At 57.4% G+C, this 25229-nt stretch carries 20 protein-coding genes; 13 read left to right on the plus strand and 7 right to left on the minus strand.

Annotation, left to right across the window (positions count from 1 at the left end; translation table 11 throughout):
* Positions 1 to 85: 85 nt before the first annotated feature.
* The 4 genes from dusA to AVI_RS19805 form a co-directional block, all read right to left on the minus strand.
* Positions 86 to 1111, minus strand: coding sequence for a tRNA dihydrouridine(20/20a) synthase DusA (gene dusA / locus AVI_RS19790; RefSeq protein WP_012653911.1), 1026 nt, complete (start codon positions 1109 to 1111; stop codon positions 86 to 88).
* The gene (locus AVI_RS19795) at positions 1095 to 2018 is read right to left on the minus strand and encodes a hypothetical protein (RefSeq protein WP_139192524.1); all 924 of its coding nucleotides are present in this window, start codon (positions 2016 to 2018) and stop codon (positions 1095 to 1097) included. Before AVI_RS19795 ends, dusA begins: the two co-directional genes overlap by 17 nt.
* Before the next feature lie 252 nt (positions 2019 to 2270).
* Positions 2271 to 3371: a Gfo/Idh/MocA family protein gene (locus tag AVI_RS19800; protein ID WP_012653913.1), complete on the minus strand. Its 1101-nt coding sequence runs from the start codon at positions 3369 to 3371 to the stop codon at positions 2271 to 2273.
* Positions 3368 to 4153 carry a ThuA domain-containing protein gene (locus AVI_RS19805; RefSeq protein ID WP_012653914.1) on the minus strand — a complete coding sequence of 262 codons (786 nt, stop codon included), beginning with the start codon at positions 4151 to 4153 and terminating at the stop codon, positions 3368 to 3370. Before AVI_RS19805 ends, AVI_RS19800 begins: the two co-directional genes overlap by 4 nt.
* Positions 4154 to 4448: 295 nt before the next feature.
* On the opposite strand from AVI_RS19805, the gene AVI_RS19815 reads away from it, so the two are divergent.
* Positions 4449 to 5162 (plus strand): GntR family transcriptional regulator, encoded by a 714-nt coding sequence (locus AVI_RS19815; RefSeq protein WP_012653915.1) that lies wholly within the window; start codon positions 4449 to 4451, stop codon positions 5160 to 5162.
* Positions 5163 to 5305: 143 nt separating this feature from the next.
* Entirely contained in the window at positions 5306 to 6247 is a 942-nt protein-coding gene (locus AVI_RS19820; RefSeq protein ID WP_012653916.1) for a dihydrodipicolinate synthase family protein, read from the plus strand.
* Between the two features lie 24 nt (positions 6248 to 6271).
* On the opposite strand, the gene AVI_RS19825 is transcribed toward AVI_RS19820, so the two are convergent.
* Together AVI_RS19825 and AVI_RS19830 are read right to left on the minus strand one after the other, a co-directional pair.
* Positions 6272 to 9340, minus strand: a complete 3069-nt coding sequence (locus tag AVI_RS19825) for an alpha-mannosidase (RefSeq protein ID WP_012653917.1) — start codon at positions 9338 to 9340, stop codon at positions 6272 to 6274.
* A 65-nt stretch (positions 9341 to 9405) separates the two neighbouring features.
* A complete protein-coding gene (locus AVI_RS19830) occupies positions 9406 to 10671 on the minus strand; it encodes a Gfo/Idh/MocA family protein (protein ID WP_012653918.1) in 1266 nt (421 codons plus the stop codon).
* Positions 10672 to 11193: 522 nt separating this feature from the next.
* Here AVI_RS19830 and AVI_RS19835 point away from each other — a divergent pair.
* The 7 genes from AVI_RS19835 to AVI_RS19865 all read left to right on the plus strand — a co-directional run bounded on the left by AVI_RS19835 (position 11194) and on the right by AVI_RS19865 (position 18298).
* A complete protein-coding gene (locus AVI_RS19835; protein WP_012653919.1) occupies positions 11194 to 12477 on the plus strand; it encodes an ABC transporter substrate-binding protein in 1284 nt (427 codons plus the stop codon).
* A 55-nt stretch (positions 12478 to 12532) separates the two neighbouring features.
* A complete protein-coding gene (locus AVI_RS19840) occupies positions 12533 to 13447 on the plus strand; it encodes a carbohydrate ABC transporter permease (RefSeq protein WP_049777399.1) in 915 nt (304 codons plus the stop codon).
* Positions 13440 to 14321, plus strand: coding sequence for a carbohydrate ABC transporter permease (locus AVI_RS19845; RefSeq protein ID WP_012653921.1), 882 nt, complete (start codon positions 13440 to 13442; stop codon positions 14319 to 14321). The genes AVI_RS19840 and AVI_RS19845 overlap by 8 nt, the downstream gene beginning before the upstream one ends.
* Before the next feature lie 28 nt (positions 14322 to 14349).
* Positions 14350 to 15378: a Gfo/Idh/MocA family protein gene (locus AVI_RS19850; protein ID WP_012653922.1), complete on the plus strand. Its 1029-nt coding sequence runs from the start codon at positions 14350 to 14352 to the stop codon at positions 15376 to 15378.
* Entirely contained in the window at positions 15371 to 16441 is a 1071-nt protein-coding gene (locus AVI_RS19855; RefSeq protein WP_012653923.1) for a Gfo/Idh/MocA family protein, read from the plus strand. The genes AVI_RS19850 and AVI_RS19855 overlap by 8 nt, the downstream gene beginning before the upstream one ends.
* A complete protein-coding gene (locus AVI_RS19860; protein WP_012653924.1) occupies positions 16441 to 17535 on the plus strand; it encodes an ABC transporter ATP-binding protein in 1095 nt (364 codons plus the stop codon). The genes AVI_RS19855 and AVI_RS19860 overlap by 1 nt, the downstream gene beginning before the upstream one ends.
* 88 nt (positions 17536 to 17623) lie before the next feature.
* Positions 17624 to 18298, plus strand: a complete 675-nt coding sequence (locus AVI_RS19865) for a spermine/spermidine synthase domain-containing protein (protein WP_012653925.1) — start codon at positions 17624 to 17626, stop codon at positions 18296 to 18298.
* 549 nt (positions 18299 to 18847) lie between these two features.
* On the opposite strand, the gene AVI_RS29725 is transcribed toward AVI_RS19865, so the two are convergent.
* Positions 18848 to 18994: a DUF1127 domain-containing protein gene (locus tag AVI_RS29725; RefSeq protein WP_012653926.1), complete on the minus strand. Its 147-nt coding sequence runs from the start codon at positions 18992 to 18994 to the stop codon at positions 18848 to 18850.
* Positions 18995 to 19339: 345 nt separating this feature from the next.
* On the opposite strand from AVI_RS29725, the gene AVI_RS19870 reads away from it, so the two are divergent.
* From AVI_RS19870 to AVI_RS19885, 4 genes are all read left to right on the plus strand, one after another.
* Entirely contained in the window at positions 19340 to 20197 is an 858-nt protein-coding gene (locus AVI_RS19870) for an SDR family oxidoreductase (protein ID WP_012653927.1), read from the plus strand.
* A 415-nt stretch (positions 20198 to 20612) separates the two neighbouring features.
* Positions 20613 to 22382, plus strand: coding sequence for a sensor histidine kinase (locus AVI_RS19875; RefSeq protein WP_049777344.1), 1770 nt, complete (start codon positions 20613 to 20615; stop codon positions 22380 to 22382).
* Between the two features lie 313 nt (positions 22383 to 22695).
* The gene (locus AVI_RS19880) at positions 22696 to 24138 is read left to right on the plus strand and encodes a DUF7125 family protein (RefSeq protein ID WP_012653929.1); all 1443 of its coding nucleotides are present in this window, start codon (positions 22696 to 22698) and stop codon (positions 24136 to 24138) included.
* Positions 24135 to 25193: a sensor histidine kinase gene (locus tag AVI_RS19885; protein WP_012653930.1), complete on the plus strand. Its 1059-nt coding sequence runs from the start codon at positions 24135 to 24137 to the stop codon at positions 25191 to 25193. Before AVI_RS19880 ends, AVI_RS19885 begins: the two co-directional genes overlap by 4 nt.
* The last annotated feature ends 36 nt before the right edge of the window (positions 25194 to 25229 follow it).

Here is a 25229-nt window from a genome sequence, read left to right on the forward strand (position 1 = left end):
TTCCGCAAGGAGCGCCGTTTTGCGTTTATTGCGTCTGGTTTTCATCCCTTCGATGAGGCGTGTGCAAAAAACCTGAAGCAAGACTTCAGGCGGCCCGCACAGGCCCAGCATCGATATCCACCGCAGCGAATGCCGCCGCGATGACATCAGGTCCAGCCCCCGGTTTGGGTGCGTCAGCCGAAAGGATCTGGCGAAAGCGCCGCGCCCCGGCATAGCCCTGAAACAGCCCGACCATATGGCGGGTCAGATGCACTAGACGTCCGCCCTCAGCGATATGGCGGGCGGCGTAATCCATCATCTTATCACGAACGATGTCCATGTTTTGAGCCTGAAGTGGTTCGCCATAAATGCGAGCATCGACTTCGGTCAGCATCGTGGCATTGTTATAGGCGGCACGGCCGACCATAACACCATCCATGACCTGCAAATGCGCGCTGGCCTGATCCAGATCGGTAACGCCGCCATTGATCCCGATAAAAATATCCGGGTTTTCCTGCTTCATCAGGTGAACCAATGGGTAATCCAACGGCGGAATGTCTCTGTTTTCCTTGGGGCTGAGGCCCTGTAGCCAGGCCTTGCGTGCATGAATCCACAGGGCGTCCGCCCCAGCGCCGATCATCCGCTTGATGAAATCCGGCAGAACGTCACCCGGTTCCTGGTCGTCGACGCCGATCCGGCATTTGACGGTGACGGGAACGGTGGAAGCCGCTTTCATCGCCTGGATACAGGCCTCGACGGTTTGCGGTTCGCGCATCAGGCAGGCACCGAAGGTTCCGGCCTGGACCCGGTCCGATGGACAGCCAACATTCAGGTTGATTTCGTCATAGCCCCAGTCATTGGCAATCCGCACGGCTTCCGCCAGCTTATGCGGATCGGAACCGCCAAGTTGCAGTGCCAACGGGTGCTCGCTGGCGTCGAAAGCCAGCAGGCGATCCCGCTTGCCATGAAGAATGGCATCGGCAACGATCATTTCCGTATAGAGCAGCGCATGGCGGGTCAGCAAACGATGAAACCGCCGGCAGAACGTGTCCGTCCAGTCAATCATCGGGGCGACAGCGAAGACTTTATGGGAGCGATAGCCGAGTTTCTGCGGCTCAAGCGGCTGTTGCATCTTTACACGCTCTCTGGATGAAGTGGTAAAGCAGAAGATCGACTTCCAGGAGATGCTGAACGCGGCTGATTTTTCTCAGCACATCGGCCAGCTGATGGATGGTCTCCACGGGTGGTTTCATCTGCACCACATTTTCCGGCACACCCAGGGTTGCCGCAATCAGCTTGGGGTAACTGGTATCGTCCTGACCGGGATCGAAAACCGTAAACTGCGACAGAGCATCGAGGGCCTTGGTGACGTCATCAAGAGAGGGGACGTCAGTCGGGTTTGCGGCAACCAGCTGATGGGTAAAGGGGGAGGCCAGCAGATTCAGGGTTTCTTTTGGCGCGTGCCTGATAGCGGTGATAACCGCCTCTTCATCCTGAAAGGCCAAGCCTTCGAACAGGTTCATGACCGGCTTGAACAGCAATTTATCGCGCGGCGAAACGAAGGAAAATTCATGCTTATTGGATCGGCTGAAAACGATTATTCGCGTCGCCAGCTCATAGAAGGGGTCACGCAAGGCAAGCATTGTCGTGTCGATATTGTAGCCGATGTAAACCAGATAGGCCTTCAGCAGAATCCGGCCCGAAACGTAGACTGAAGGCTGGTGAATGATCTCCAGCATCTGGCGAACTGTTTCAAAACCGAAACGTTCAACGCCGCATTCGAAAAACTGGAAATAGGGTTTCACCCCCAGATCCAGCTCTCTGTGCGGCAAATAGGATGTTTCGATCCGCAAGACCTTTTTTGGAATATATTCTGGCTGGGCTCGCCGGTAGATGGTGAGCCTCGTTTCAGGATCATAAATCTCCAGCTTCGACGCGGTGCTGATGCCCGGAATATTGTCGTCGTTTAGAACGAAGCCAACATTTCCGGTCTCGTGAGCGCCGAGAGCGCGAGCGCCATCAACGTAAACCCACGGCAAGATTTCGGTTTCCCTGTCCTCGTCATTCAGCCGGACGCGAATGCAGGGTTTCGTGGAAAAGCCGTCAGGGACGATATAGCCCTGTATCTCCGCTCCAGTATCTTGGTAAACGCAGAAATTCATTTATCTACGGGCATCTCTCATTGTGACGACACTCTATAAGAGCCAATTTTAATTTCGTCCAGCCTTACTCGGCAGGCTGGACGTGATGACAGGCGTGACAGCGTCACAAAAGCCAGAGGATCATGCCGCTCACCTTGATGATACCGCAGCCAGCGAAGGTGCCGCATCAACACGGCGAACGGAATGTTCGCGCCGCTCCAACTCTGTCACCATCGCCAGATCCAGCACTTTTTGCAGGTCAGCCGCATGGCGGAAGTCAGGTTCGCGGGTTTTGCCCTCCAGCACCGCCTCGACGAAGCGCTGGTAATTGGTGGCAACGGTGCCGGCATCCACTTCCGTCCAAATGCCTTTTTCCACATCGTCGCCCATGCAGGCGCGCAATGTATTGCCCGTTGGCGTGTGGATCACCTCCAATGCGCCCTTGTCGCCATGCATGCGCAGGCGCAATTCGTTAAGGTGGCCGGTTGCCCAGCGCGAGGCGTGCACGACGCCGATGGCGCCATTGCTGAATTCCGCCGTCATGGTGAAACTGTCATTGGCGTCAAGATCATAGTCGCCAATCCGGTTGCCCGGCGCTTTCTCAAATGTCTTCAACCGCGCAAAGATATGCTCGACATCGGTTGCCGCGCCATAGCTGGCGAAATCGAGAATATGGATGCCGACATCGCCGAGCACCCCGTTTGAGCCGTGCTTGGTGGATAGCCGCCATAGCCATTGGTCCTCGGTTGCCCAGTCGCCCCAGGCCTTGGACACCAGCCAGCTTTGCAGATAGGAGGCCTCGATATGACGGACCTTGCCGATCTCACCAGCCTGAACCAGCTGTCGTGCTTTCTGTACCGGCGCGACATTGCGATAGGTCAGGTTGACCATGTTCACCAGTCCAGCGGCATTGGCTTTGCGGGCCATCTCATCAGCTTTTTCAAAGCTTTCAGCCAGCGGCTTTTCGCAAAACACATGCTTGCCCGCCGCGATCAATTGCAGTGTCGTCGGATAATGCACCCGGTCGGGCGTCACATTGGCGACGGCATCGAACTCACCCCAGGCAAGCGCGTCCTCCAGCGAGGTGAATGTATTGGCGATATCATGGCGCAGCGCAAAACCACGTACCTTGGCGATATCGACATCGACGGCGCCGACCAGTTGGGCGTCGCTATTGGTGGCAAACTCGATGGCATGGCGGTTCGCCATGCCACCGGTACCGAGAATGAGAATACGGACGGGTGTGTTCATCGATATCCGGCCTCCCCGGCCTTATGCAATTTCGGACCCCGTTCCTGGATCGGCTCGAGCGCCTGATCGACCGGCACATTCGGGGCGTCATGAATGCTCTTCAGCGCCGGGCGCGGATTATACGCCCATTTCACCGCGTTGGAGATCACCTGTTGTATCGTTTCGTTATGATAGGTCGGGTAGGTTTCGTGGCCTGGACGGAAGTAGAAGATATTGCCAGCGCCGCGCCGCCAGGTGAGGCCGGAGCGAAAAATCTCGCCGCCGGAAAACCAGGAGATGAACACGGTTTCCAAAGGCTCCGGCACGGAAAAGAACTCGCCGTACATTTCCTCGTTTTCCAGCACGAATTGTTCGGGTATGCCAGCCGCAATCGGATGGCCGGGATTGACCGTCCAGACCCGCTCGCGCTCACCGGCTTCACGCCATTTCAAGGCGCAGGGCGTGCCCATCAGCCGCTTGAACGGCTTGGCGAAATGCCCGGAATGCAGGACGATCAGTCCCATGCCCTCATGGACGCGGGCGACAACCCTCTCAACGATCTCGTCGCGGACGCTGCCATGATCCTTGTGGCCCCACCAGATCAGCACGTCGGTCTGCTCCAGGCGCTCAGTGCTCAGGCCATGCTCCGGCTCCTGCAAGGTTGCGGTCGTGGCCTCAATGTCGCTGTCGCGGTTCAAAGCCTTGGCAATGGCTGTATGCATGCCTTCCGGATAAAGATTTCCCACCACTTCATTGAGGTGCTCATGAATATTCTCACCCCAGACAACCGTCTTGATCGTCACGCGCTTCTCCTATCGGTTGAAATTTCCATCAGTGAAAAATCCGCAGCCTGATGGCTGCAAGCCCCCTTGGTGCCGCTTCCCCCTGGGACACCTCATCCAATGCCATCGAATATAAGGCACCGAATATGTTGATGTATCTTAGTGCCAAGCTTGGCAATTTCGAGACGATGACATGTCGCACCCTTCCAGAAAGTTGGATGCGAGATTGGCAAATCAAGTGGGGCCAATGCAATTCGGGCTTTTTTCGGCGAAAATGATAGATTGGAATGAATCAGCAGCAATCGGGAACAGGCTCTTGGACGATAAAACGGTCGACACGGAAAAACCAATCCACAGGCGTGGCTATGGAGTCTCGACAGTCTATGAGACTTTGCGCAATGAGATCATTGAGCTGACGCTGGCGCCCGGCAGTCCTGTCGATGAGCAGCAACTGTCCGACCGCTTTTCCTTGTCGCGCACGCCGATTCGCGAAGCACTGGTACGGCTTGCGGCCGAAGGCCTGATCACTACGCTGACCAACCGCGCCACCATCGTCTCTTCCATAGACTTTCTAGGCCTTTCGGAATTTTTCGATGCGCTGACCTTGATGTATCGGGTGACGACACGGCTTGCCGCGCTCAATCATACGCCTGATCATATCGAGCAGATCCTCCGTTTCCAGGAGGTTTTCGCGGAGGCAGTCGAGAGGCGCGATGTGCTGGCGATGATCGCCAGCAATCGGGATTTCCATGTCGCCATCGCGAAGGCCGGCAAAAACCGCTATTACGAGGATCTTTTTACGCGATTGCTGGATGAAGGCCGCCGGATTCTCCGACTCTATTACTCATCCTTCAACGATATGTTGCCAAGGCAATATGTCACCGAGCATGAAGACATGATCCAGGCAATCATCGAGCGCGATGCCGAGCGCTCCGATGCACTGGCTACCGCCCATGCCGACCAGATTGTGCGGCAGATCCGTTCCTATATCACCGCCGATGGAAGACAGACCGTAAATCTCAAGCTTTGATCGGAAGTCGATATCAAGACGAGAAGGGTTTTTGCGGCTTGATGTCTTGTATTTTATTTGTCGACAAAGTGGCGTGAAGATGGTAGTGCGCTTTCATCGGCTACGAACCGCGTCTTTGCCTGCGGTCAATCTGGGAGAGTTCAATGACCCAACTGGTTTTCAAGGGATGCATTCCCGCTCTGATGACGCCTTGCAAAGCGGACCGAACCCCCGATTTCGATGGGCTGGTTCGCAAGGGCAAAGAGCTTGTCGGTCTTGGCATGTCGGGCGTGGTCTATTGCGGATCGATGGGTGATTGGCCGCTGCTGAGCGATGAAGAGCGCCAGGAAGGTGTGCGCCGGCTGGTTGAGGCCGGTGTGCCGACCGTGGTTGGAACCGGCGCGATCAACACCCGTTCAGCCGTCAGCCATGCAGCCCATGCGGCGAAAGTCGGGGCAAGCGGGTTGATGGTCATTCCACGGGTTCTGTCGCGCGGCTCTTCGATTGCCGCCCAGCGCGACCATTTTTCCGCTGTTCTTGAGGCGGGCAAGGATTTGCCCTCGGTGATCTATAACAGCCCCTATTATGGCTTCGCGACGCGCGCCGACCTGTTCTTCCAGCTGCGCGCCCGCTTTTCCAACCTGATTGGTTTCAAGGAGTTCGGTGGCAAGGGCGACATGACCTATGCAGCCGAAAACATCACCTCCGGCGATGACGGCCTGATCCTGATGGTCGGCGTCGATACCGGCGTGTATCACGGCTTCGTTAATTGCGGCGCGGCTGGCGCAATCACCGGGATCGGCAATGCGCTGCCAAAAGAGGTTTTGCACCTGATGGCCCTTTCCAAAGAGGCGGCCAAGGGCGACCCGAGGGCGCGCCGCGAGGCCAAGGAGTTGGAAGAGGCGCTGATGGTGCTTTCGACCTATGACGAAGGCCCGGACCTGGTGCTGCACTATAAATATCTCATGGTCCTGAATGGCGAGACCGAATATACGCTGCATTTCAACGAGACCGACGCTTTGAGTTCCTCGCAGCGTGCCCATCTGGAAAACCAGTATGCGCTGTTCAAGTCCTGGTACGAAGCCCGCTATCCAAGCCCTCGTTGAGGGTTTGCTTTAGAATTTTACGGTCTATCTGTAGAGTTTCAGCGTCAGAATTTCGAAGGGCTGGAAGGCAAGATCCAGCCCTTTTTCGTTAATGTCTACCGCCACCGGATTTTCCTCAAGCAGATCGACGAGGGCGGCATGGGTGATCCCGTTGTCGAGTTTAATCCGCGCGTGACGCTGGCTTCCGGTGGTTTCCCAGAGGCGTAAGATATAGCCATCGCCCGCCTCGGCTTGTTTCACCGCCTCCAGCGTAATGCCATCTGTTTCTATCGACAGTAGTGGCGGAGCTTGATCTCCTGATACAACATTAGCCTTTCCGGTCGCAACGATCTGCAAAGGCATGTTGAAATCCTCGGCGGCATCATGCACCACGGCCTTGTCGCCGTCATGCAGCAGCAAGGCGTAGCGCAGGCGATGTTCGCCCTGGTCGGCATCCGGCCATGGATAGGTCGGTGAGCGCAGCAGGGTGAGGCGAATATCGCTGCCCTTTGCGTCATAGCCATATTTGCAATCGTTGAGGAAGGCGATGCCGAAATCCGGTTCGCTCACATCGATCCAGCGCTGCATGGAGCATTCGAACCGGGCGCGGTCCCAGGAGGTGTTGCGGTGCGTGGCGCGGCGAACATGACCGAACTGGATTTCCGCATCAATTGACGCGGTGTTGAGCGCCATCGGGAAGCCGGTTTTGACCAGCGTATTGTGCTCATGCCAGTCGATGAACGTATCGAATTCCAGCTTCCTGCTGGCGGCCTCAAGAGAGACGACCTGGACGATCCGCGAGGCCTCATAGCGCCATTCGAACCGGATTGCGGCGCGCAAAGGCCCGGTTTCGACAATCTCGGCGCTGACGAGATCGTCGATCTCGAAAATCTGGTCTTCGAAATCGCTATCGATATCCCAGGCATCATATTCTGCGGGCATGTCCCGGAAGGCCTGGAGGCGATTGGCGGTGTGGCCGGGCTTCAAGACATGGCGGTCTCGCACCTTGTCATGTAGTGACAGGATGCGACCTTTGGGGTCGAACACCACATCCAGAAAGCGGTTGGCAAGCCGAAATGGTTCAACCTCAACGGCACCGGGCGGTGTCGGGCCGCAGGGCAGGACGGCGGACAAGGACAGCGGCGGCACGTTTTCCAACCGGACGGCGTGGGTTTTCGATCCATCCGCCAGAACCAGGGTCTGACCCGAGGCATGAGGTTCATGGGTCAGAGCTAGACCGGCCCGGTGGCGACCGGTCACATTCAAGACGACATCGCCGCCATGGGTTGGCAATAGCGCCATGAGTTCGGCTCGCAAGGCTTCCGCCTCAGTAAATAGCCTGGCGTAATCACGGTCACTGTCTTCATAGACAGCGCCAATCGATGATCCCGGCAATATATCGTGGAACTGGTTGAGCATGATAATGTCCCAAAGGTCGCGCAATTGCTGTGTGGGATAGGCATGGCCTGCCTGCCGCTCCGCCATCACCGCCAGCGTCTCCAACTCCCGAAGCGCGATTTCGGCTTTGCGGTTGAAGCGCTTGTTCTTGGCGACGGAGGTCAGCGTACCGCGATGGAATTCCAGGTAAAGCTCGCCGACCCAGGTCGGATAGCTGTCTGGATTGGCCTGCATCTCGGCAATCAGCCGCTCAAAGAAGGGCCGCATTTGCCCGTGTTCGACCTTCGGGCAACCGGGTATGCCTCGTTCCATCCGGCGGATATTCTGGAGCATTTCGCGGGTTGGGCCGCCGCCGCCATCGCCATGGCCATAGACCAGGAACAGTTCCTTACCCAGCCGCTGCTGGCCGTGGCGTTTCCAGGTTCCCATCACATGGGTCGGCTTCAGGTTGGGGCAGTAGGTGGTGTTGATCAGCTTGGAATCATAGGGTTGGGTGGTCAGGAAATAGGCGACCACCTTGCTGCCATCGATACCCTGCCAGAACAGCTTGTCGTCAGGCATCCGGTTGGTGTCGTTCCAGGACAGTTTATGGGTGACGAAACTGTCAAGGCCGGATTTGCGCATCAATTGCGGCAGCGCCGCTGAATAGCCGAATGTGTCCGGCAACCAGACCATGCGCGGCTCGACACCAAAGGTCTTGCGATGATAGGCGACGCCATAGAGGATATGGCGCACCAGCGCCTCGCCACCAGCGATATTAACGTCCGGCTCCAGCCATAGTGCCCCTTCGATTTCAAACCGACCGGTCGTCACATGGGCGCGGATACGCTCGAACAATTGCGGATAGTCGTCAGCCAGATAGTCCAGCAGCACGCATTGGTTATACATGAACCGGTAGTCGGGAAACTCCTCCATCAGGGCAAGGGCGGTTGCCATGGATCGCGCCATCTTCTGCCGGGTTTCGCGCACCCGCCAAAGCCAGGCGACATCGATATGGGTGTGGCCGGTTGCCATCACGACCGGCTTTTCCTCAAAATCAACGGCATTGTAGATGGCCGCCGTGATAGTGCGCGCTGTGGCAAGCGAGGCCTTGAACCTGTTCTCATTGCCCTTTCGAAAATCCACGGCGTTGATGGCATCATCCAGTGTACGGAGAATGAAATGGCGGCGTGGATCGTCCTCTGCCAGCAGACGGGCCACGTCCAGCGGCACGCGAATGTCGTAATAGGCCTCCTCAACCTCCAGGTCATGGTGATGCAGGCTGACGGCAAAGCCGAGCTGCCGCCGATCCTCGATCGTCCCCGCTTCGATCTGGATATCGAAACTCTGGCCAGCTTGGGCAGACGGTGTCAGTAGGAATTCACGGTGGTTGGCATCGCCGCCCTGGGTGATCGTTCCATCGATCCGCACCAGGCATTGCGGATCGCTACGGCCCATGACATTGCCAAACGCCGCCTCAATGCGTCCGACGATCCGCTGCCCATCCACGCCCTGGGGCAGGGTGGCGTTACCGCCGAACCAGTAATAGCCATCCGGTTCGCCCCAGATATGGTCAGGCGTCACTGCCACCCAGTGCTCGCGGCTTTCGCTCAGCACGCTTGCACGCTCGTCATAATGTGCCGCCCGAAACCGCAGCGGCACCGAAACACCGATGGGTTGAAAGATAAGATCGGCCAATCGGGCGAGCAGGCTATCGAGCTTTCGTATGGTTTTCATGGCGGCGTCTGTATCCGATGTTGTTCTGCTGGCCTGAGGCGTGGGGTGCCTTTGTCCTATCGATTTTAAGTCATCTGCTCCAGAAGGCCGATCCCTTCATCCTCACCCCAGACATCGGCAATAGTGACGGGTTTGCCGCTGCGGCTGCTTTCCAGCGCGGCAATCCCGCACAGAACCGACATGGCCCCAGCCCTTGCGCCAGCGCGCTGGCGCAATTCGTCATTCATGCCGGGCTTTAGCAGCATATTGCGCAGCCGGTCATCGCCGCCGTAATGGCCGCCGGAGGAATGCGGCACCCAGATGCGCTCGACCTCGCCGAAATTGCGCATCAGCACGATTTCATCGGCTGGCGGCTCGGTCCAGTGCTGTTTTTCATATTGGCGAAGCTCGATACGCCCCTTGTGGCCATTGAAGGCAATATGGTGGCCCTCAATCGGCATATAGGTATTCAGCGAATAGGAGACATGGACACCGTTCTTGTAGCGGATATTGGTGACCATGGTGTCGGGAATGTCGATATCCTCCCGGTATACGCAGGCATCGCGGACATAGCCATCTTGTTTGGATGGCGCTTCGTAAAGCGCTTCCAGCAAAGGCTCCTTGCGCATATCGAAATAATGATCGCATTGCTGCGCATGGGGACAGGTGCGACAGCGCTCGCCTCGAAACGGCCCATTGCGCCCGTAATGCTTCAGGTCGGCAAAGGCGGAGACCAGATCCGGGTCCGAATCAAGATACCAGTTCAATAGATCGAAATGGTGGGTGGCCTTGTGGACAAACAGGCTGCCGGAATTTTCGGTATAGGCATGCCAGCGGCGGAAATAGTCCGCACCGTGACTGGTGTTGAGATACCAATGAAAATCGACGGAGGTGACATCGCCGATGACGCCTGAATTCAGCAATTCCTTGATGCGGGCAGCGGTCGGCGCAAAACGATAGTTGAAGGAGACGTCCAGCCGCCTCCCGGTGCGCTTTTCGGCTTTCAGAATGCGCTTGATCTTGGCTGCGGTGGTGGTCATCGGCTTTTCGCTGATCACGTCGGCACCCGCCTCCATTGCCTTGACGATCAACTCGTCATGGGTGCTGTCACGGGTACAGACAATCACCAGATCCGGCTTTTCAACGGCCAGCATCTGGTCGAAATCCAGGTAGATCGGCACCGAGGAGCCGATATGGGCTTGCGATTGTTCGGCGCGCAATCCGTTCAGGTCGCAGATTGCCACCAGCTCGACCTGGTCGCCCCAGCGCTCGACAATGTCGCGGCCCCACATGGTCGTTCCCCGATGGCCGGCGCCGACCAGAGCAAAGCGTCTCTTGCGTATGACTTGCATGCCATCCTCCTTGGCTACAGCCGTGGTGTCCTGCAGGCGCTATCACGCCGTCTCCGGCGGACAGGGCGCCCACAAACCTCCTCCATGGGCTGCGTGGTTGTTCAAGACTCAATCATGGTGTCAGGGCCGTTTTTTTGCACGAGAGTGCCAAGGAATCCGGCGCGCAACACTCCCTCCAAGGGCTCGCGCGCTTCTGGCCGCCTCCACTCTTTTGGTGATGATGCAAAATCATTTCCTTCGACCCGACTTAACTGCTATGCTAGCATATCATTTGCTGTTGTCATGCTGAGATTGTTTGTCTGCATGAAATTTTCACGGCTTGACAGGCGGTGGAAACATCGACAATTTGTAAAAGAAATGCCGGTGTTTCGGGAGATATCGGCGGCTTGGATAGTGTATATAAGTAGAGGGCATGAAAATTTTTTCATATCCTTGCGTTGACTGTTCTGTAACCTCGGGAGGGAGGTTCTGGTCATAACGCACGCGATTTGAATTCATCTGGATACTGGGGAGGAGACCAGAATGATGACAAAATTCAGCAGACGAACCGTGCTTGCTGGCATGGGTCTGACGATGCCGTTGATCTGCATGGGTGCAGTTGGCGCAAGAGCGGCCACCAACCTGCGGTTTTTGTGGTGGGGCTCCAAGGAGCGCAACGACCGAACCTTCAAGGTCATCGAAGCCTATAAGGCCAAGAACAGCGGCACAGCCATTGATGGCGAGTCTTTTGGCTGGGACAATTACTGGACACGTCTGGCCACCCAGACGGCGGGCGGCAATGCACCCGACCTGATCCAGATGGATTACCGTTATATTTTTGAATATGCGCGGCGCGGTACGCTGCTTGATCTGACGCCCTATATGGGAAAAACGCTGAAAATCGACGATTTCGGCGCCGCTAATATCGATGCCGGCAAGGTTGGCGGCAAGCTCTACGGCGTCAATCTCGGCGTCAATTCCGTCACGGCACTCGTCAACAAGGCGGCGTGGCAGGAAACCGGCGTTGACGCGCTGCACGAGGGCATGACTTGGGAGGAATTCGGCGAGGCCTGCGCTAAGGTCTCTGCCGCCAAGAAGCGCCGTGGTTTTTATGGTACGCAGGACGGCAGCGTCGGCGAAAGCAATCTGGAATGCTGGCTGCGTCAGCGCGGCAAGGCGCTGTATACGGCGGATGGCACCATTGGTTTCGACCAGGGCGATATAACCGAATGGTTCAAATTCTGGGCCTGGATGCGTAAGATCAAGGCCTGCGTGCCAGCCGATATCCAGGCGCTCGACCAGCTCAATGTCGAAAACAATATGGTGACATTGAACAAGGCGGCCGTTGGCTTCGTCAATTCAAATCAGTTCATCGCCTTCCAGGCTGTCAACAAGGACCCGTTGACGCTGATGAGCTATCCCGAAACCAAGGGTGGCAAGCCTGGGCATTATCTGAAGCCCTCTATGCTGATTTCGGTCTCCGCCGCATCCGCCAACAAGGATGCTGCTGTCAATTTCGTCAATTTCCTGGTCGAAGACAAGGATGCGGCGCTGGCGCTCGGGATCGAGCGTGGTATTCCGGCATCGACGACCATGCGCGAGGCCCTGGAGCCGACGCTGAACGATCAGTCCAAGGAAATTCTTGACTATATCGCCCGGCTGACGCCGCATGTCGGTCCGCTTCCGCCGCCGCCGCCAAATGGCGCGGGTGAAAACCAGATGTTGATCAAGAAGATCGGCGAAGAAGTCGGCTTTGGGCGACTTTCGCCGGAAGACGGCGCGGCGAAATTCGTCGATCAGGCGGCTGCCAATCTGAAACGGGGTTGAAACCGTGAACACCACTCGCGATGGAATGGCCGGCACCTCTGGTGCCGCGCCAGTGATGCAGCCTATCTCGACACCGTCGCCGTTCAGGGCCAGTCTGGCGCGCAACGCGCCGGGCTATCTATTTCTCCTGCCCTGGTTCATCGGCTTTTTCGTACTCACGCTCGGCCCGGCCCTGTTTTCCTTCTGGCTGTCGCTGACCGACTACAATCTGCTGCAATCGCCTAATGTGGTCGGCCTGGACAATTACATCCGCATCGCCACGGCTGACGAAAAATTCATGTCCTCCATGCGGGTGACGCTGGTCTATGTGGTGCTGTCGGTGCCGCTGAAACTGACCTTCGCCCTGCTGGTTGCCCTGCTGCTCAACAAGGGCATTCGCGGCCTACCGCTCTACCGGGCGGTTTTCTACCTGCCATCGCTTCTGGGCTCCAGCGTCGCCATCGCGGTGGTTTGGCGGCAATTGTTCGATGGCGACGGGGCGATCAACGTGCTGCTTTGGAATACCTTCGGCATCGAAGGGCCAAGCTGGATCTCCAATCCCGATTACTCCCTCTATACGCTGGTCATCCTGGCTGTCTGGCAATTCGGCTCGCCGATGATTATCTTTCTGGCTGGCCTACGGCAGATCCCGGTTGATATGTATGAGGCAGCCAGCCTGGATGGCGCTTCCAAAGTGCGGATGTTCTTCAAGATCACCCTGCCTTTGCTGACGCCGGTGATCTTCTTCAATGCCGTGGTGCAGACCATCGATGCCTTCAAGGCCTTTACGCCCGCCTATGTGATCTCGTCGGGCACCGGTGGCCCGATTGATTCCACGCTGTTTTACACGCTCTACCTTTACCAGGAAGCCTTTGGCTATTTCCGGATGGGGTATGCGGCAGCGCTTGCCTGGATCCTCGTGATCATCATCGCGCTGTTCACGGCCTTTTCCTTCCTGTCCTCGCGCTATTGGGTGCATTACGATGACTGATGCAGCACTTGCTTCCTCCCCGGACATCCATGCGCAGGAAAAACGGCGCTGGCCGGTGTCCCTTATCCTGCATATCGTTCTGGCGGCAGCCTCGCTGGTGATGCTCTATCCGCTGCTGTGGATGCTGTCCGGTTCGATCAAGGACCAGAGCGAGATCTTCGGCCAGGCCTCACTGATCCCTTCGAAAGTGGATTTCAGCGCCTATATGCGAGGCTGGTTCAGCACCCAGGTCAGCTTCGGTACCTATTTCTGGAACTCGCTGGTCATTGCCGTGCTGACCGTGGTGGGCAATCTGTTTTCCTGCTCGCTGGCGGCTTACGCCTTTGCCCGCCTGGAGTTTCGGGGCCGCAATATTTGGTTCGCGCTGATGCTGGGGACGCTGATGCTGCCGTATCACGTCACACTCATCCCCCAATATATCCTGTTTCTCGAACTGGGATGGGTGAAGACCATTCTGCCGCTCGTCGTGCCGAAGTTTCTGGCGGTCGATGCGTTTTTCATCTTCCTGATGGTGCAGTTCTTCCGTGGTATCCCGCGCGAACTGGACGAGGCGGCGATGATGGACGGGTGCAGCCCCTGGCGGATCTATTGGCGGATCATGATGCCGCTCTCCCTGCCGGTGCTGGCGACGGCAGCGATCTTCTCCTTCATCTGGAGCTGGGATGATTTCTTCGGTCCGCTGATCTATCTGAGCGATATCAATACCTACACGGTGCAGCTTGGGTTGCGGTCGTTCGTGGACTCGACCGGCAGTTCCGACTGGAGCGGGCTGTTTGCCATGTCCAGCCTGTCGCTGGTGCCGATTTTCCTGATTTTCCTGTTTTGCCAACGCCTGCTGATCGACGGTATCGCCACCGCCGGTCTGAAGCGTTGAGATGATTTTCCAATAGGAGCTTGCGACGATGAGTGCCTTGCGTTTTGCCGTTATCGGCATCAATCACGATCATATTTTCGGCCAGATCGCTTTCATGCTGGACGCCGGAGCTGAGTTTGCGACGTTTTTTGCAGAAGAAGATGAATTGGCCCAGGCTTTTGCCGCACGCTACCCACAGGCGCGCCGCGTTGCGGACCGCAGACAGATCCTTGAAGATCTATCGATTGCCCTGATCCTGTCGGCAGCCATTCCTGCCAACCGCGCCGAGATCGCCATTGCCGCCATGCGCCATGGCAAGGATGTGATGCTGGACAAGCCGGGCATGACCACGTTCGAGCAATTGGAAGCGGTGCGAAAGGTCCAGGCGGAAACGAAGCGGATCGTTTCCATCCTCTATTCCGAGCATTTCGAGACGGCCTGCACCGTGGAGGCAGGCAATCTGGTCAAGGCCGGAATGATCGGCGAGGTGATCCACACGACCGGCCTTGGTCCGCATCGGCTGCGCAAGCCACACCGGCCCAATTGGTTTTTCGACCGGGCGCACTATGGCGGCGTGCTGATCGACATCGCCTCGCACCAATGCGAACAATTCCTGTTTTTCACCGGCGCCAAGGATGCGCAAATCCTGTCGGCCAGCACCGCCAACCGGGCCAATCCCGACACGCCCGGCCTTGAGGATTACGGCGATATTCACCTGACCACCGGCAAGGCCACCGGCTATATCAGGGTGGATTGGTTCACCCCCGATGGCCTGCCGACCTGGGGTGACGGACGGCTGTTCATTGTTGGCACGGAAGGGACAATCGAGCTTCGGAAATATCTCGATATCGAGGGTCGGCCCGGTGCCGACCATCTGTTCCTGACCGACAAAACCGGCACGCGCTATATCGATTGCAGCAAAACCGAGCGGCCCTATGGCCGGCAATTGCTGGCCGATATCCGGGATCGCACGGAAACAGCCATGGAGCAGGAGCATTGCTTCAAGGCCATGGAACTGGCGCTGAAAGCCCAGGCTTTCGCGGATGCGGCAAAGCAGAAGGGTGCTGGCAATGTCTAAGACCTTCAACGTTGCCGTCATTGGCCTTGGCATCGGCGCGCGTCATATCCGCGAGGGCTATATGCCGAATACGGATCTGTTCCGGGTTGCCACCATTTGCGATCTTGATCCCGCTCGTCTGGCCCAGTTTGGCGAGGAGTTTTCTATCGCGGGACGGACCGATGATTTCGACGCCGTGCTCAACGATCCTTCCATCGACATTGTCGATATCTGCACGCCGCCCTCCACCCATTACGACCTGATCTTCAAGGCGTTGGACGCGGGCAAGCATGTGATCTGCGAAAAGCCGCTTGTCGGTTCGCTTGCGGAAATCGACCGGTTGATGATCCATGAGAAGACCGCCAAAGGCCGGTTGATGCCGATTTTCCAGTACCGTTACGGCGACGGCGTCCACAAGGCGCGCCGGATCATCGAGGCGGGTCTGGCGGGTAAAGCCTACATCGCTACGTCAGAAACCCATTGGACGCGGTTGTCGGACTATTACGCCGTGCCGTGGCGGGGCAAGTGGGCGACAGAACTTGGTGGCGTGCTGATGACCCATGCCATCCATATCAACGATATGTTGAGCTATCTGCTGGGGCCGGTCGCCTCGCTCTATGCCCGGGTCGCTACTCGCGTCAATCCGATTGAAGTGGAGGACTGCGTCAGCCTCAGCCTGGAAATGACAAGCGGTGCCTTGGCAACCGTGTCGGCGACGTTGGGTTCGGCGGAGGAAACCTCGCGGCTGAAGCTGTGCTTTGAACATGTGACCTTCGAAAGCAGCCATGCGCCTTACCATCCCGGCGGCGATCCCTGGCGGATCATTCCGGCCAATCCTGAGATCGGGCAGAAGATCGACGCCTTGCTTGAGGGTTGGGTGCCGATGGCCCAGCTGTTTTCCGGCCAGATGCAGGCTTTCCATGCCTGCCTGGTCAATGACACGCCGACGCCGGTCACGACGGAAGATGCCCGCCGCTCGCTGGAATTTCTCACCGCTTGCTATTGGAGCGCCACTCATAAGCAGGAGGTGCATTTCCCAGTTGGCAGCGACAACGCCTATTACGATAGCTGGAGGCATAACTGATGGCGACAAGCGTCACCCTGCAAAAGGTCTTCAAACGGTATGGCGCGCTTGAAGTGATCCATGGCGTGGATCTCGAGATCACGCCAGGAGAATTCGTGGTGTTTGTTGGCCCGTCCGGCTGCGGAAAATCCACGCTGCTGCGGATGATCGCTGGGCTTGAGCCGATTTCCGGTGGCACTCTGCTGCTGGATGGGCAAAGGATGAACGAAGTGCCGGCGGCCAAGCGCGGCATTGCCATGGTTTTTCAGTCCTATGCGCTTTATCCTCATATGACTGTTTATAAAAACCTGGCCTTCGGTCTGGAAACGGCTGGCATGAAAAAGAAGGATATCGAGCCGCGTGTCGAGCGGGCCGCCGATATCTTGCAGATCCAGCCGCTGCTGGGGCGCAAGCCCAAGGCTTTGTCCGGTGGTCAGCGTCAGCGCGTCGCCATCGGGCGGGCCATTGTGCGTGAGCCGAATATCTTCCTGTTCGACGAGCCCTTATCTAACCTCGATGCCGAATTGCGGGTGCAGATGCGTGTCGAGATCGCCAAGCTCCATCAGAGCCTCGGCAATACCATGATCTATGTGACCCACGACCAGGTCGAAGCCATGACCATGGCTGACACAATCGTGGTGCTGAAAGGCGGCTATATCGAACAGGTCGGCGCGCCACTTGATCTCTATAACAATCCGAAAAACAAATTCGTTGCGGGCTTCATCGGTTCGCCGCGCATGAATTTCATCGATACCCGGCTGGTGGAGGCTGGAGACAGAACCGCTGTTGAGCTGAACGGCAAGCCGGTCGATCTGGCGCGGACAAGCCCCGGCGCACAGGTGGGGCAAAAAGTCAGCGTCGGTGTCCGGCCCGAACATCTCAGCCTGCGTCCAGCCGAAATTACCCTTGGCGAGGCGCATGTCGATCTGGTCGAGCATCTGGGCGGGCAGACCATTCTCTATTTGTCCATGCAGGACGGTCAGTCGATTGCCATGGTGATGGAAGACCAGCAGGCAATCCGCAAGGGCGAGAAGGTGACGATCCATATCGACTCGAAACGCTGCTATCTGTTTGACGATGCCGGAAACCGGGTAAACGGTGGTGTGAACCGATAGGCAGGGCAGGCGTGCAAAAGCTTTGCGCCTTGGTTGGCGGGCCTTGCTATGCTATTGGGCGGCTTTTGCAGGATAAAGAGACGGCCCGATGCTTCCCTGGATACAGCTTGACAGTGCAGCCATTCCCGATGGCGGCGGAGATCTGCGCCTGAAGCAGCGGGGCCAGGAATTCTCGATCATGCTTGGCGCCAACGAGCTGATGAACAGCCGGTTGAGCGGTTCGGAAGAGGCGCTGGCAACGCTTGCCTGCGAGAAGATAGGGGCCTGCGATAAGCCTAGCCTGCTGATCGGCGGGCTTGGCATGGGGTTTACCCTGCGTGCCGCCCTCGGCGTGTTGCAAGCCGATGCCCGGGTTACCGTGGCTGAACTGGTGCCGGCTGTTGTCGCCTGGGCGCGTGGGCCGATGGCGGAGGTTCATAAGGGCAGTCTCGATGATCCGCGTGTCGATATTCATATCGGCGATGTCGGCGCGCTGATCCGCTCAAAACAGGCGGCCTATGATGCCATTCTGCTCGATGTGGACAATGGTCCGGACGGATTGACCCGCGCCTCCAATGACAGTCTCTACAATGCTGCTGGACTGCGTGCCGCCAAAGCTGCCTTGCGGTCTAAAGGCGTGCTGGCCGTCTGGTCTTCTGCACCGGATGCCGCCTTTACCCGCAGGTTGCGAGAGGTGGGGTTCGTCACCGAAGAAGTCCAGGTGCGCGCCAACGGTAAACGCGGCGGGGCGCGCCACCTGTTGTGGATGGCGGTCAACGGGTGAGATCATCAGAGTGGTGAGGCGACGCTACAGCGCCGTGCGCCATATGTGGCGCACAAAGGTTCGCTGTAGATCCTTATATTTGTTGCATAATTTTCTCTTTAAGTCGATTCCGGTTTAAAGAATTATGCAATAGATGCCAATTGATGGAGATCATTGGCACTTTCAGTCAATCGAGCGAAAAATGTCGAATTGAAGTGAAGAAACAAAAAAGCCTGCCGCGGGAGGAGGTGCGGCAGGCTTTTTAAAAGAGTGAACAGCGGCTGGGAGGAGGAGTGCCACCGTTCCATCGGACGCCCCTAGGGAGGAGGAGTGGGTCGTCCGAGAGACGAAGCTTTGCGGGAGGAGGATGCATCGCTTCGTTGAGATAAATAATACGCGACAAATGCCCAATTCATAGTCATTTTGTTGCAGTGCAGATATGCGTTAAATGCATGGGTATTTTGCAATGATTTGAGATCCAAATCGGACCGGTTTGCGTAGCGCAATTCCCAGACGCAAAAACGCCCGCGTCATCGGCGGGCGTCGTTCAAGCAGCAATGTCGATATCGATCAACCGGCAACGGAGGCCCGCGCAACGCGACGGATGTCGCTCCGTTCAATGCCGAGATCCTGCAACTCGCGGCTGGTCATGCGGCCAAGTTCGGAAACGGTCTGACGATACTTGCGCCAGTTGTTCAGGGAGCGTGCTACGTTCATGATAATGCCCTTTCTGAGGACTGTCTGACGTCAGCAACCTTGGTTCGGTTCCGGCGTCGTTTCGATGATTGGAATATAAGCGTTCTTTCATCGTCCTAACAGAGACAAGGTCTCACGCCACCCATGCGTCAAATGCATGAGTAAGCGATGGCGGTCGCCTTTGGAAATTTGGGGTCCGATGTTTTCGGCAGCCCATATCCGTAGCGTTTATTCAGGTCACGAAATATTAAAATTCGGAACGGTGGCGCTTTCTCTTTGTTTGCAAACAGTGGGGTTTTGAGGGTGCGGCTTGGATGCGCGCCCTCGACTATCCAGCAATAATCTTTAGAAATGAGAGCTGATCCGATGATCGATAAACCGACGCCACCCTTTTCCAAGCAACAACAGTCTATTCCGGGACTGACCCGCGACATGGATCCCGTGCCGGATCACGGTGAAACGACCTATAAGGGTTCGGGGCGGCTTGCCGGCAAGAAGGCGGTAATAACAGGTGCTGATAGTGGCATCGGGCGCGCTGTGGCCTTGGCTTATGCCCGAGAGGGTGCTGATGTGCTGATCTCCTATCTCAGCGAACATGAGGATGCCGAGGAAACCAAGCGCCTTGTGGAAGAGGCAGGCCGCAAGGCCGTGCTGGTGGCGGGCGACTTGCAAAAGGCCGACCATTGCCGCCTCATTATAGACAAGGCGGTTGCCGAGCTTGGCGGCATCGATATTCTCGTCAACAACGCTGCCCACCAAAAGACCTTCGAGCAAATCGAGGATATCAGCGATGAGGAATGGGAATTGACGTTCAGGGTCAATATCCACGCGATGTTCTATCTGACCAAAGCAGCCGTCAAGCATATGAAGCCCGGTGCGGCGATTATCAATACAGCCTCGATCAACGCCGATACGCCGAGCCCCACTTTGCTGGCTTATGCAACGACCAAGGGTGCTATCCAGAATTTCACGGCAGGCCTCGCCCAGCTTCTGGCGGAAAGAGGTATCCGCGCCAATACTGTTGCGCCCGGCCCGATCTGGACGCCACTCATCCCTTCAACCATGCCGCCGGAACGGGTCTCGAGCTTTGGCGAGCAGGTGCCGATGAAACGACCGGGCCAACCGGCTGAACTTGCAACGGCCTATGTGATGCTGGCCGACCCGCTTTCAAGCTATGTTTCCGGCGCCACCATCGCAGTCACCGGTGGCAAGCCCATTATCTAGCGGTTGTTGGGTGAATTGAAGTCCGGGTTCCCCGAAGAGACAAGCAAAACCAAGAAAAGTTTTCGTCGGTCAGGTTCAGATTGAACCTGACCGACTGTCGTTTTGCGGTAGTGGCGATGATGTGGATCGCGCTCTCTTGGCAGCGTGGCGGAAATGCATTGACCCTCTATTGTCGCTGCAGGAATACCCGATAAACTGCTGCATGATTCCTTCGGCTGAAAGGCTCAAGGAGAAAGCCATGCAGCAAGTATAGAATCGGGGCGGCGGGTTCTGTGCATCCCATGGGATGCTTGGCGCAGTCGTGTCTTGGAGGGGCGACGGTTGTGCAGTTTCGCCAGGCCTTTGTGCATACGGGTCTTGGTGCGAAACAGGGGCCGAAAAGCGTCTTGATCTCTTGCGGGTGGGGAGGGGTGGCGTGAAAAAGAGACTGGTCGCTGTGGTCTTGACGGCGTTGTCACCGGCATTGGGAATGCTGGTTTACAATGAAGTGAGTGCGCGTGCCGAACGCTATGCCGAAGTTCATCGTCAGGTGTTCGAAACTGCCCGACAGGCGGCGTCCGAGGTGAAAAGCGTCGTGGAAGGCGTCAAGGCCCTGCTGATTGCCACCGCGGTTATTCCAGCGGTCGCCGGTCAGGATAAACAGGCCTGTACCGACGTTCTGAAATCGGTAGCCGCCAGAGTAACGCAGGTCCGCAATATCGTTGTTCTCGATCGCAATGGAAAACTGGTTTGCGACAATATGGGCTGGGAGGTCGGCAGCGACTTCAGCGATCGCGACTATGTTCGGCAAGCTCTTCGGTCCGATGCGTTATCGGTTGGCGATTACACGGTCAGCCGGATCTCGAACGCACCAATCGTGCCAATGGCGCTGGCCATCAAGCAGGGATCCGAGACAGTTGGTGTGCTGGCGACGGCGGTGCATCTTGAGTGGCTGGAACAGCGCATCGTTCAGCGGGGCCTTCCGCCGGGCGGTTGGATCACCATTGCTGACCGCAACGGTATCGTGCTTGCCCGCAACCCGGGGCCTGAAAAATTCGTTGGCACCCAGATTCCACCGCCCTATCACACGCTGGTTCAAGCCCAACAACCCGGCACGACGGAACGTGTAGGTCAGGACGGAATACGCCGGATTATGGGTTATGTTCCTGTTTCACCCGACAATCCATTTTATGTCAGCGCCGGATTTTCGGCGGACCAGGCATTTGCGCCGATTGACCGAGCTTCTCTCTTGGGATTGGCGATGATCGCTGTGGGCGCAGGTCTCGCTCTCCTGGCGGCGTTTTTGATCGGAAATCGCTTCATCCTCGGCCCGATCACTCACATCGTTGCCGTTCTTCAGCGATGGCGCCAAGGGGATCTCGCGGCCAGAACCGGGATGACCGGGCGCTCCAGTGAATTGGGACAGGTTGGCGCCACGGTCGATAGTCTTCTGGACGAATTGGAAGCACGCCGATGTGAGGCAGCGCGCGCTGAAGAAAACCGCAAACTTGTGGCCAGAGAGCTGGCGCACCGTGTCAAGAATACGATGGCGATGATCCAGGCGATCGCAAGGCAGACGTTCAAGGACCGCTCGCAGGAAAATGGCGTTTTTGCCCGGCGCGTTGCAGCCCTTGCGGGAGCCTATGATATCCTTTTGTCGGAAGACTGGAAAAGTGCCGGGTTGCGCGATGTCCTCGAGCGGGCGCTTCAACCCTTCGATAGCGAGGGTGACAGGCGGATTGTTCTCCAGGGGGCAGCCTGCACCTTGCCGCCTGAGGCTGCTGTCGCGCTATCGCTGATCGCGCATGAACTGGCCACAAATGCCGTGAAATACGGGTCTCTTCGCGAACGGGATGGACGTGTCAAGGTAGAATGGCGGCAAGAGCAGGATCGGATCGAGCTGCAATGGCGGGAAGAAGACGGGCCGCCGGTCGTTGATCCCACTCTTCAAGGTTCTGATCCCCAAGCCTCCGGTCTTAAAGGGGCCAGTGTCGAAGGGTTTGGGTCGCGGTTGATCCGCAGTGCTTTCCCTCGCAGCCTGTCTCCCAAGATCAGCAGCGATTTCCGGCCCGATGGTCTTCGTTTCCATCTTTCCTTCGCTGTGGTCCAGCCAGGGTTAGGGCAGTCGTCGGTGTCAGGGCAGTCCGAGACAGCGCAATCCGGTGCTTTGGATAAGCCGCAAACACTCGCCGCCTTGGAGGCTTGAAATGCGGCCTGCGGTCGCCTGAAAGATGGTTCATCCTGAATGGCCTGCCAAGTGGGGAAAGCTGTCGCCTGGATCTGGTTCCCCCCATTGGCCGAGTTTGCGGATTTTATTGAAATTTTGCACAAGACAAATATAAAGTTCCTGCATCGCTCATTGAGGGCGGGTTTGGATCAGGGTGGACATTGACTTAAAGCTAAAAATTCTGCCGTAGAATTCCCGCAATCGTCCCGGGTTAACGGAACTATGCGGCATCGCGATATTATTCCCCCTCTTTTGAACGATGCATTTGCCTGCATGGTCATGGAAGACAGATATGCCACCACGCAAAAAAGCTGCGATTGCCAGTACCGGCATCGCAGGACTGGACGAAATTCTCCGCGGCGGATTGCCCTTACCGAACCTGTTCATGCTTCAAGGTGCTCCCGGATCGGGCAAAACCACCGCAGCCATACAGTTCCTGCGGGCCGGTGTTGAAGCGGGCGAGAGCTGTCTTTATGTGACGCTGTCCCAAAGTGCTGCCGAATTGCGCTCTATTGCGGTTTCCCATGGCTGGACGCTGGATGGTATTCACGTCGAGGAACTGTCGACGACAGGCAGTATCGACGAGGCCGACGAGCAGAGCATTTTCATGACCGCCGATCTGCGGCTCGATGAAACCCGCAAGGCGATAGAAGCTGCTATCGATGAGCATAAGCCGCAGCGCCTGGTGTATGACTCGCTGCTGGAAATCCGGTTGATCACCGGCGACTCCCCCCGTTTCCGCCGGGAACTGATCGGCTTCAAGTCCTTCCTGTCAAAACGAAAGGTCGTGGCGCTGCTTCTCGATACTCAGTCGCCCGGTCTCGACCGCAGCGGCGAGGAGGTCGAAGGTCTGGCCCATGGCGTCATCCGCTTCGACAAGTCGCTGGAAGAATATGGCGGTGTCCGGCGCCGGATTGAGGTGTCTAAAATGCGCGGCGTGCCGATTGCCGATGGTTATCATGACATGGCGATCCGCGAAGGCGCAGGCGTTGTCGTGTTTCCGCGCATCATGCCCAGCACGGCGACAGAAGCGACCAAGCCGCAATTGATCAAATCCGGCGTGAGCGAGTTGGATGACATGTTCGGCGGCGGCCAGGAAGCGGGAACGACCACCCTGGTCATCGGTCAGGCCGGAACGGGCAAATCCACCATGTCGTCGCTCTATGCAACGGCAGCCCTCGAGCGCGGCGAAAGCGTCGCTCTCTTTCTGTTCGAGGAGCGGTTGGAAACATTTTTCCGCCGGTCTGAAGGCCTGGGCATGCAATTGCGGCAGTTCCACAAGGATGGCAAACTGATCCTGCGTGATTTCAACCCGAATGAAGTCTCACCCGGCGAGTTCGGCCAGATTGTCCAGGATGCCGTTGTGCAGAACAAGGTGCGTGTCGTGGTCATCGACAGCCTGACGGGTTATCTGAATTCATTGCCGCATCGGGAAAAGGCGGTGCGGGACATCCAGTCCCTGCTGAAATATCTAGCGAGATCCGGTGTCCTGACCATGCTGATTGTCGCGCAGCATGGGCTTTTGGGCCAGAATGTCGGAATTGACGTCGATGTCAGTTTCCTCGGCGATACGGTGCTTCTCTTGAGAATCATGGAGCATGAGGGCCGGCTGCGGCGCAGCATCACCGTGGTTAAGAAGCGCCACGGTCCCCATGATCTGGATGTCCGAGAGCTGCTGATCGAAAGCGGTAGCGTCAGCGTCGTTTCCTATAACCCGCTTCCTGATCCGAAATGACATCGCTATCGCCCCAGGAGGAACTGGTCCAGGATGAGCTGGATTGGGTGCTGGTCTGCGCACCTTTTCGCAAGGATGCCGATTATGTCGGCGCGCTTTTGCGCGAACATCTGATCGAGGTGCGGGCCGTAACGGAGGCCAAGGGCTTCGCCCAGTTGCTGGATGCTTCACCTGGGATTGTGATTGTGTCACATGAAGCTCTGACGCCCCAGATTGTTGCCCTGACCGCCGCGCATCTCACCCGGCAGCCGAACTGGTCTGAAGTGCCGATCATTGTTCTTCTGGAGCGGGGCGCGCCCCTGACGCGGATCCGCAGCCAATTGCTTTCCGCCTGGCCGGGAGCGCGGCTTTTGTTCTACACACGTCCCGTGGCGCCGCTGGAACTGGTCAGCGGTATCCAGTCCAACCTGCTGGTGCGCTTGCGCCAGCGGCAGGTGCGCGATTCCATCGAGCGGGAGCGGGAATTGCGGGCAGAGCTTAATCACCGGGTCAAGAATATCCTGGCAACGGTGACATCGATCTTTCGCATGACACGGCGCGGTGCCGAAAGCCTTGACGATCTTGCAACGGATTTCAATGGGCGACTGCTGGCGCTTTCCAATGTCCATACGGCAGTTTTTGAGGCCGGGGGCGAGGATGTCTCGCTATCGGCGGTGGTTGATCTGATCGTTTCGCCCTATGGCACCGAGCGGATTGCCGTTGACGGTAGTGATCTGCTTGTCAGTCGTGAAGCCGGAACGACGCTGGCGCTTTGCTTGCATGAATTGATCACCAATGCGATCAAATATGGCGCCCTGTCGGTCCCGGAAGGGCGTGTTTCCCTTCGTTGGGAGGTTGATGGTGGGGAGAAACCGACCTTCCAGTTCCATTGGCAGGAGAGCAACGGGCCGCCTGTCCGTACACCGGCTCGGCAAGGCTATGGGACACGCTATGTTACCTCCGCCCTTGCATCACTGTTTGCAGCGACGCCCGATATCCAGTTTGCCGAAGACGGTTTGGTTTGCAGCGCTACGGGGCCCTTTGCGCGGATCTCGCCTGCGACAGTCGCTCGCTAATCTGGCCTCCAGTTAAAACATATCGGCGTTTCGCAG

The sequence above is a fragment of the Allorhizobium ampelinum S4 genome, from assembly GCF_000016285.1.
Lineage (GTDB): Bacteria > Pseudomonadota > Alphaproteobacteria > Rhizobiales > Rhizobiaceae > Allorhizobium > Allorhizobium ampelinum.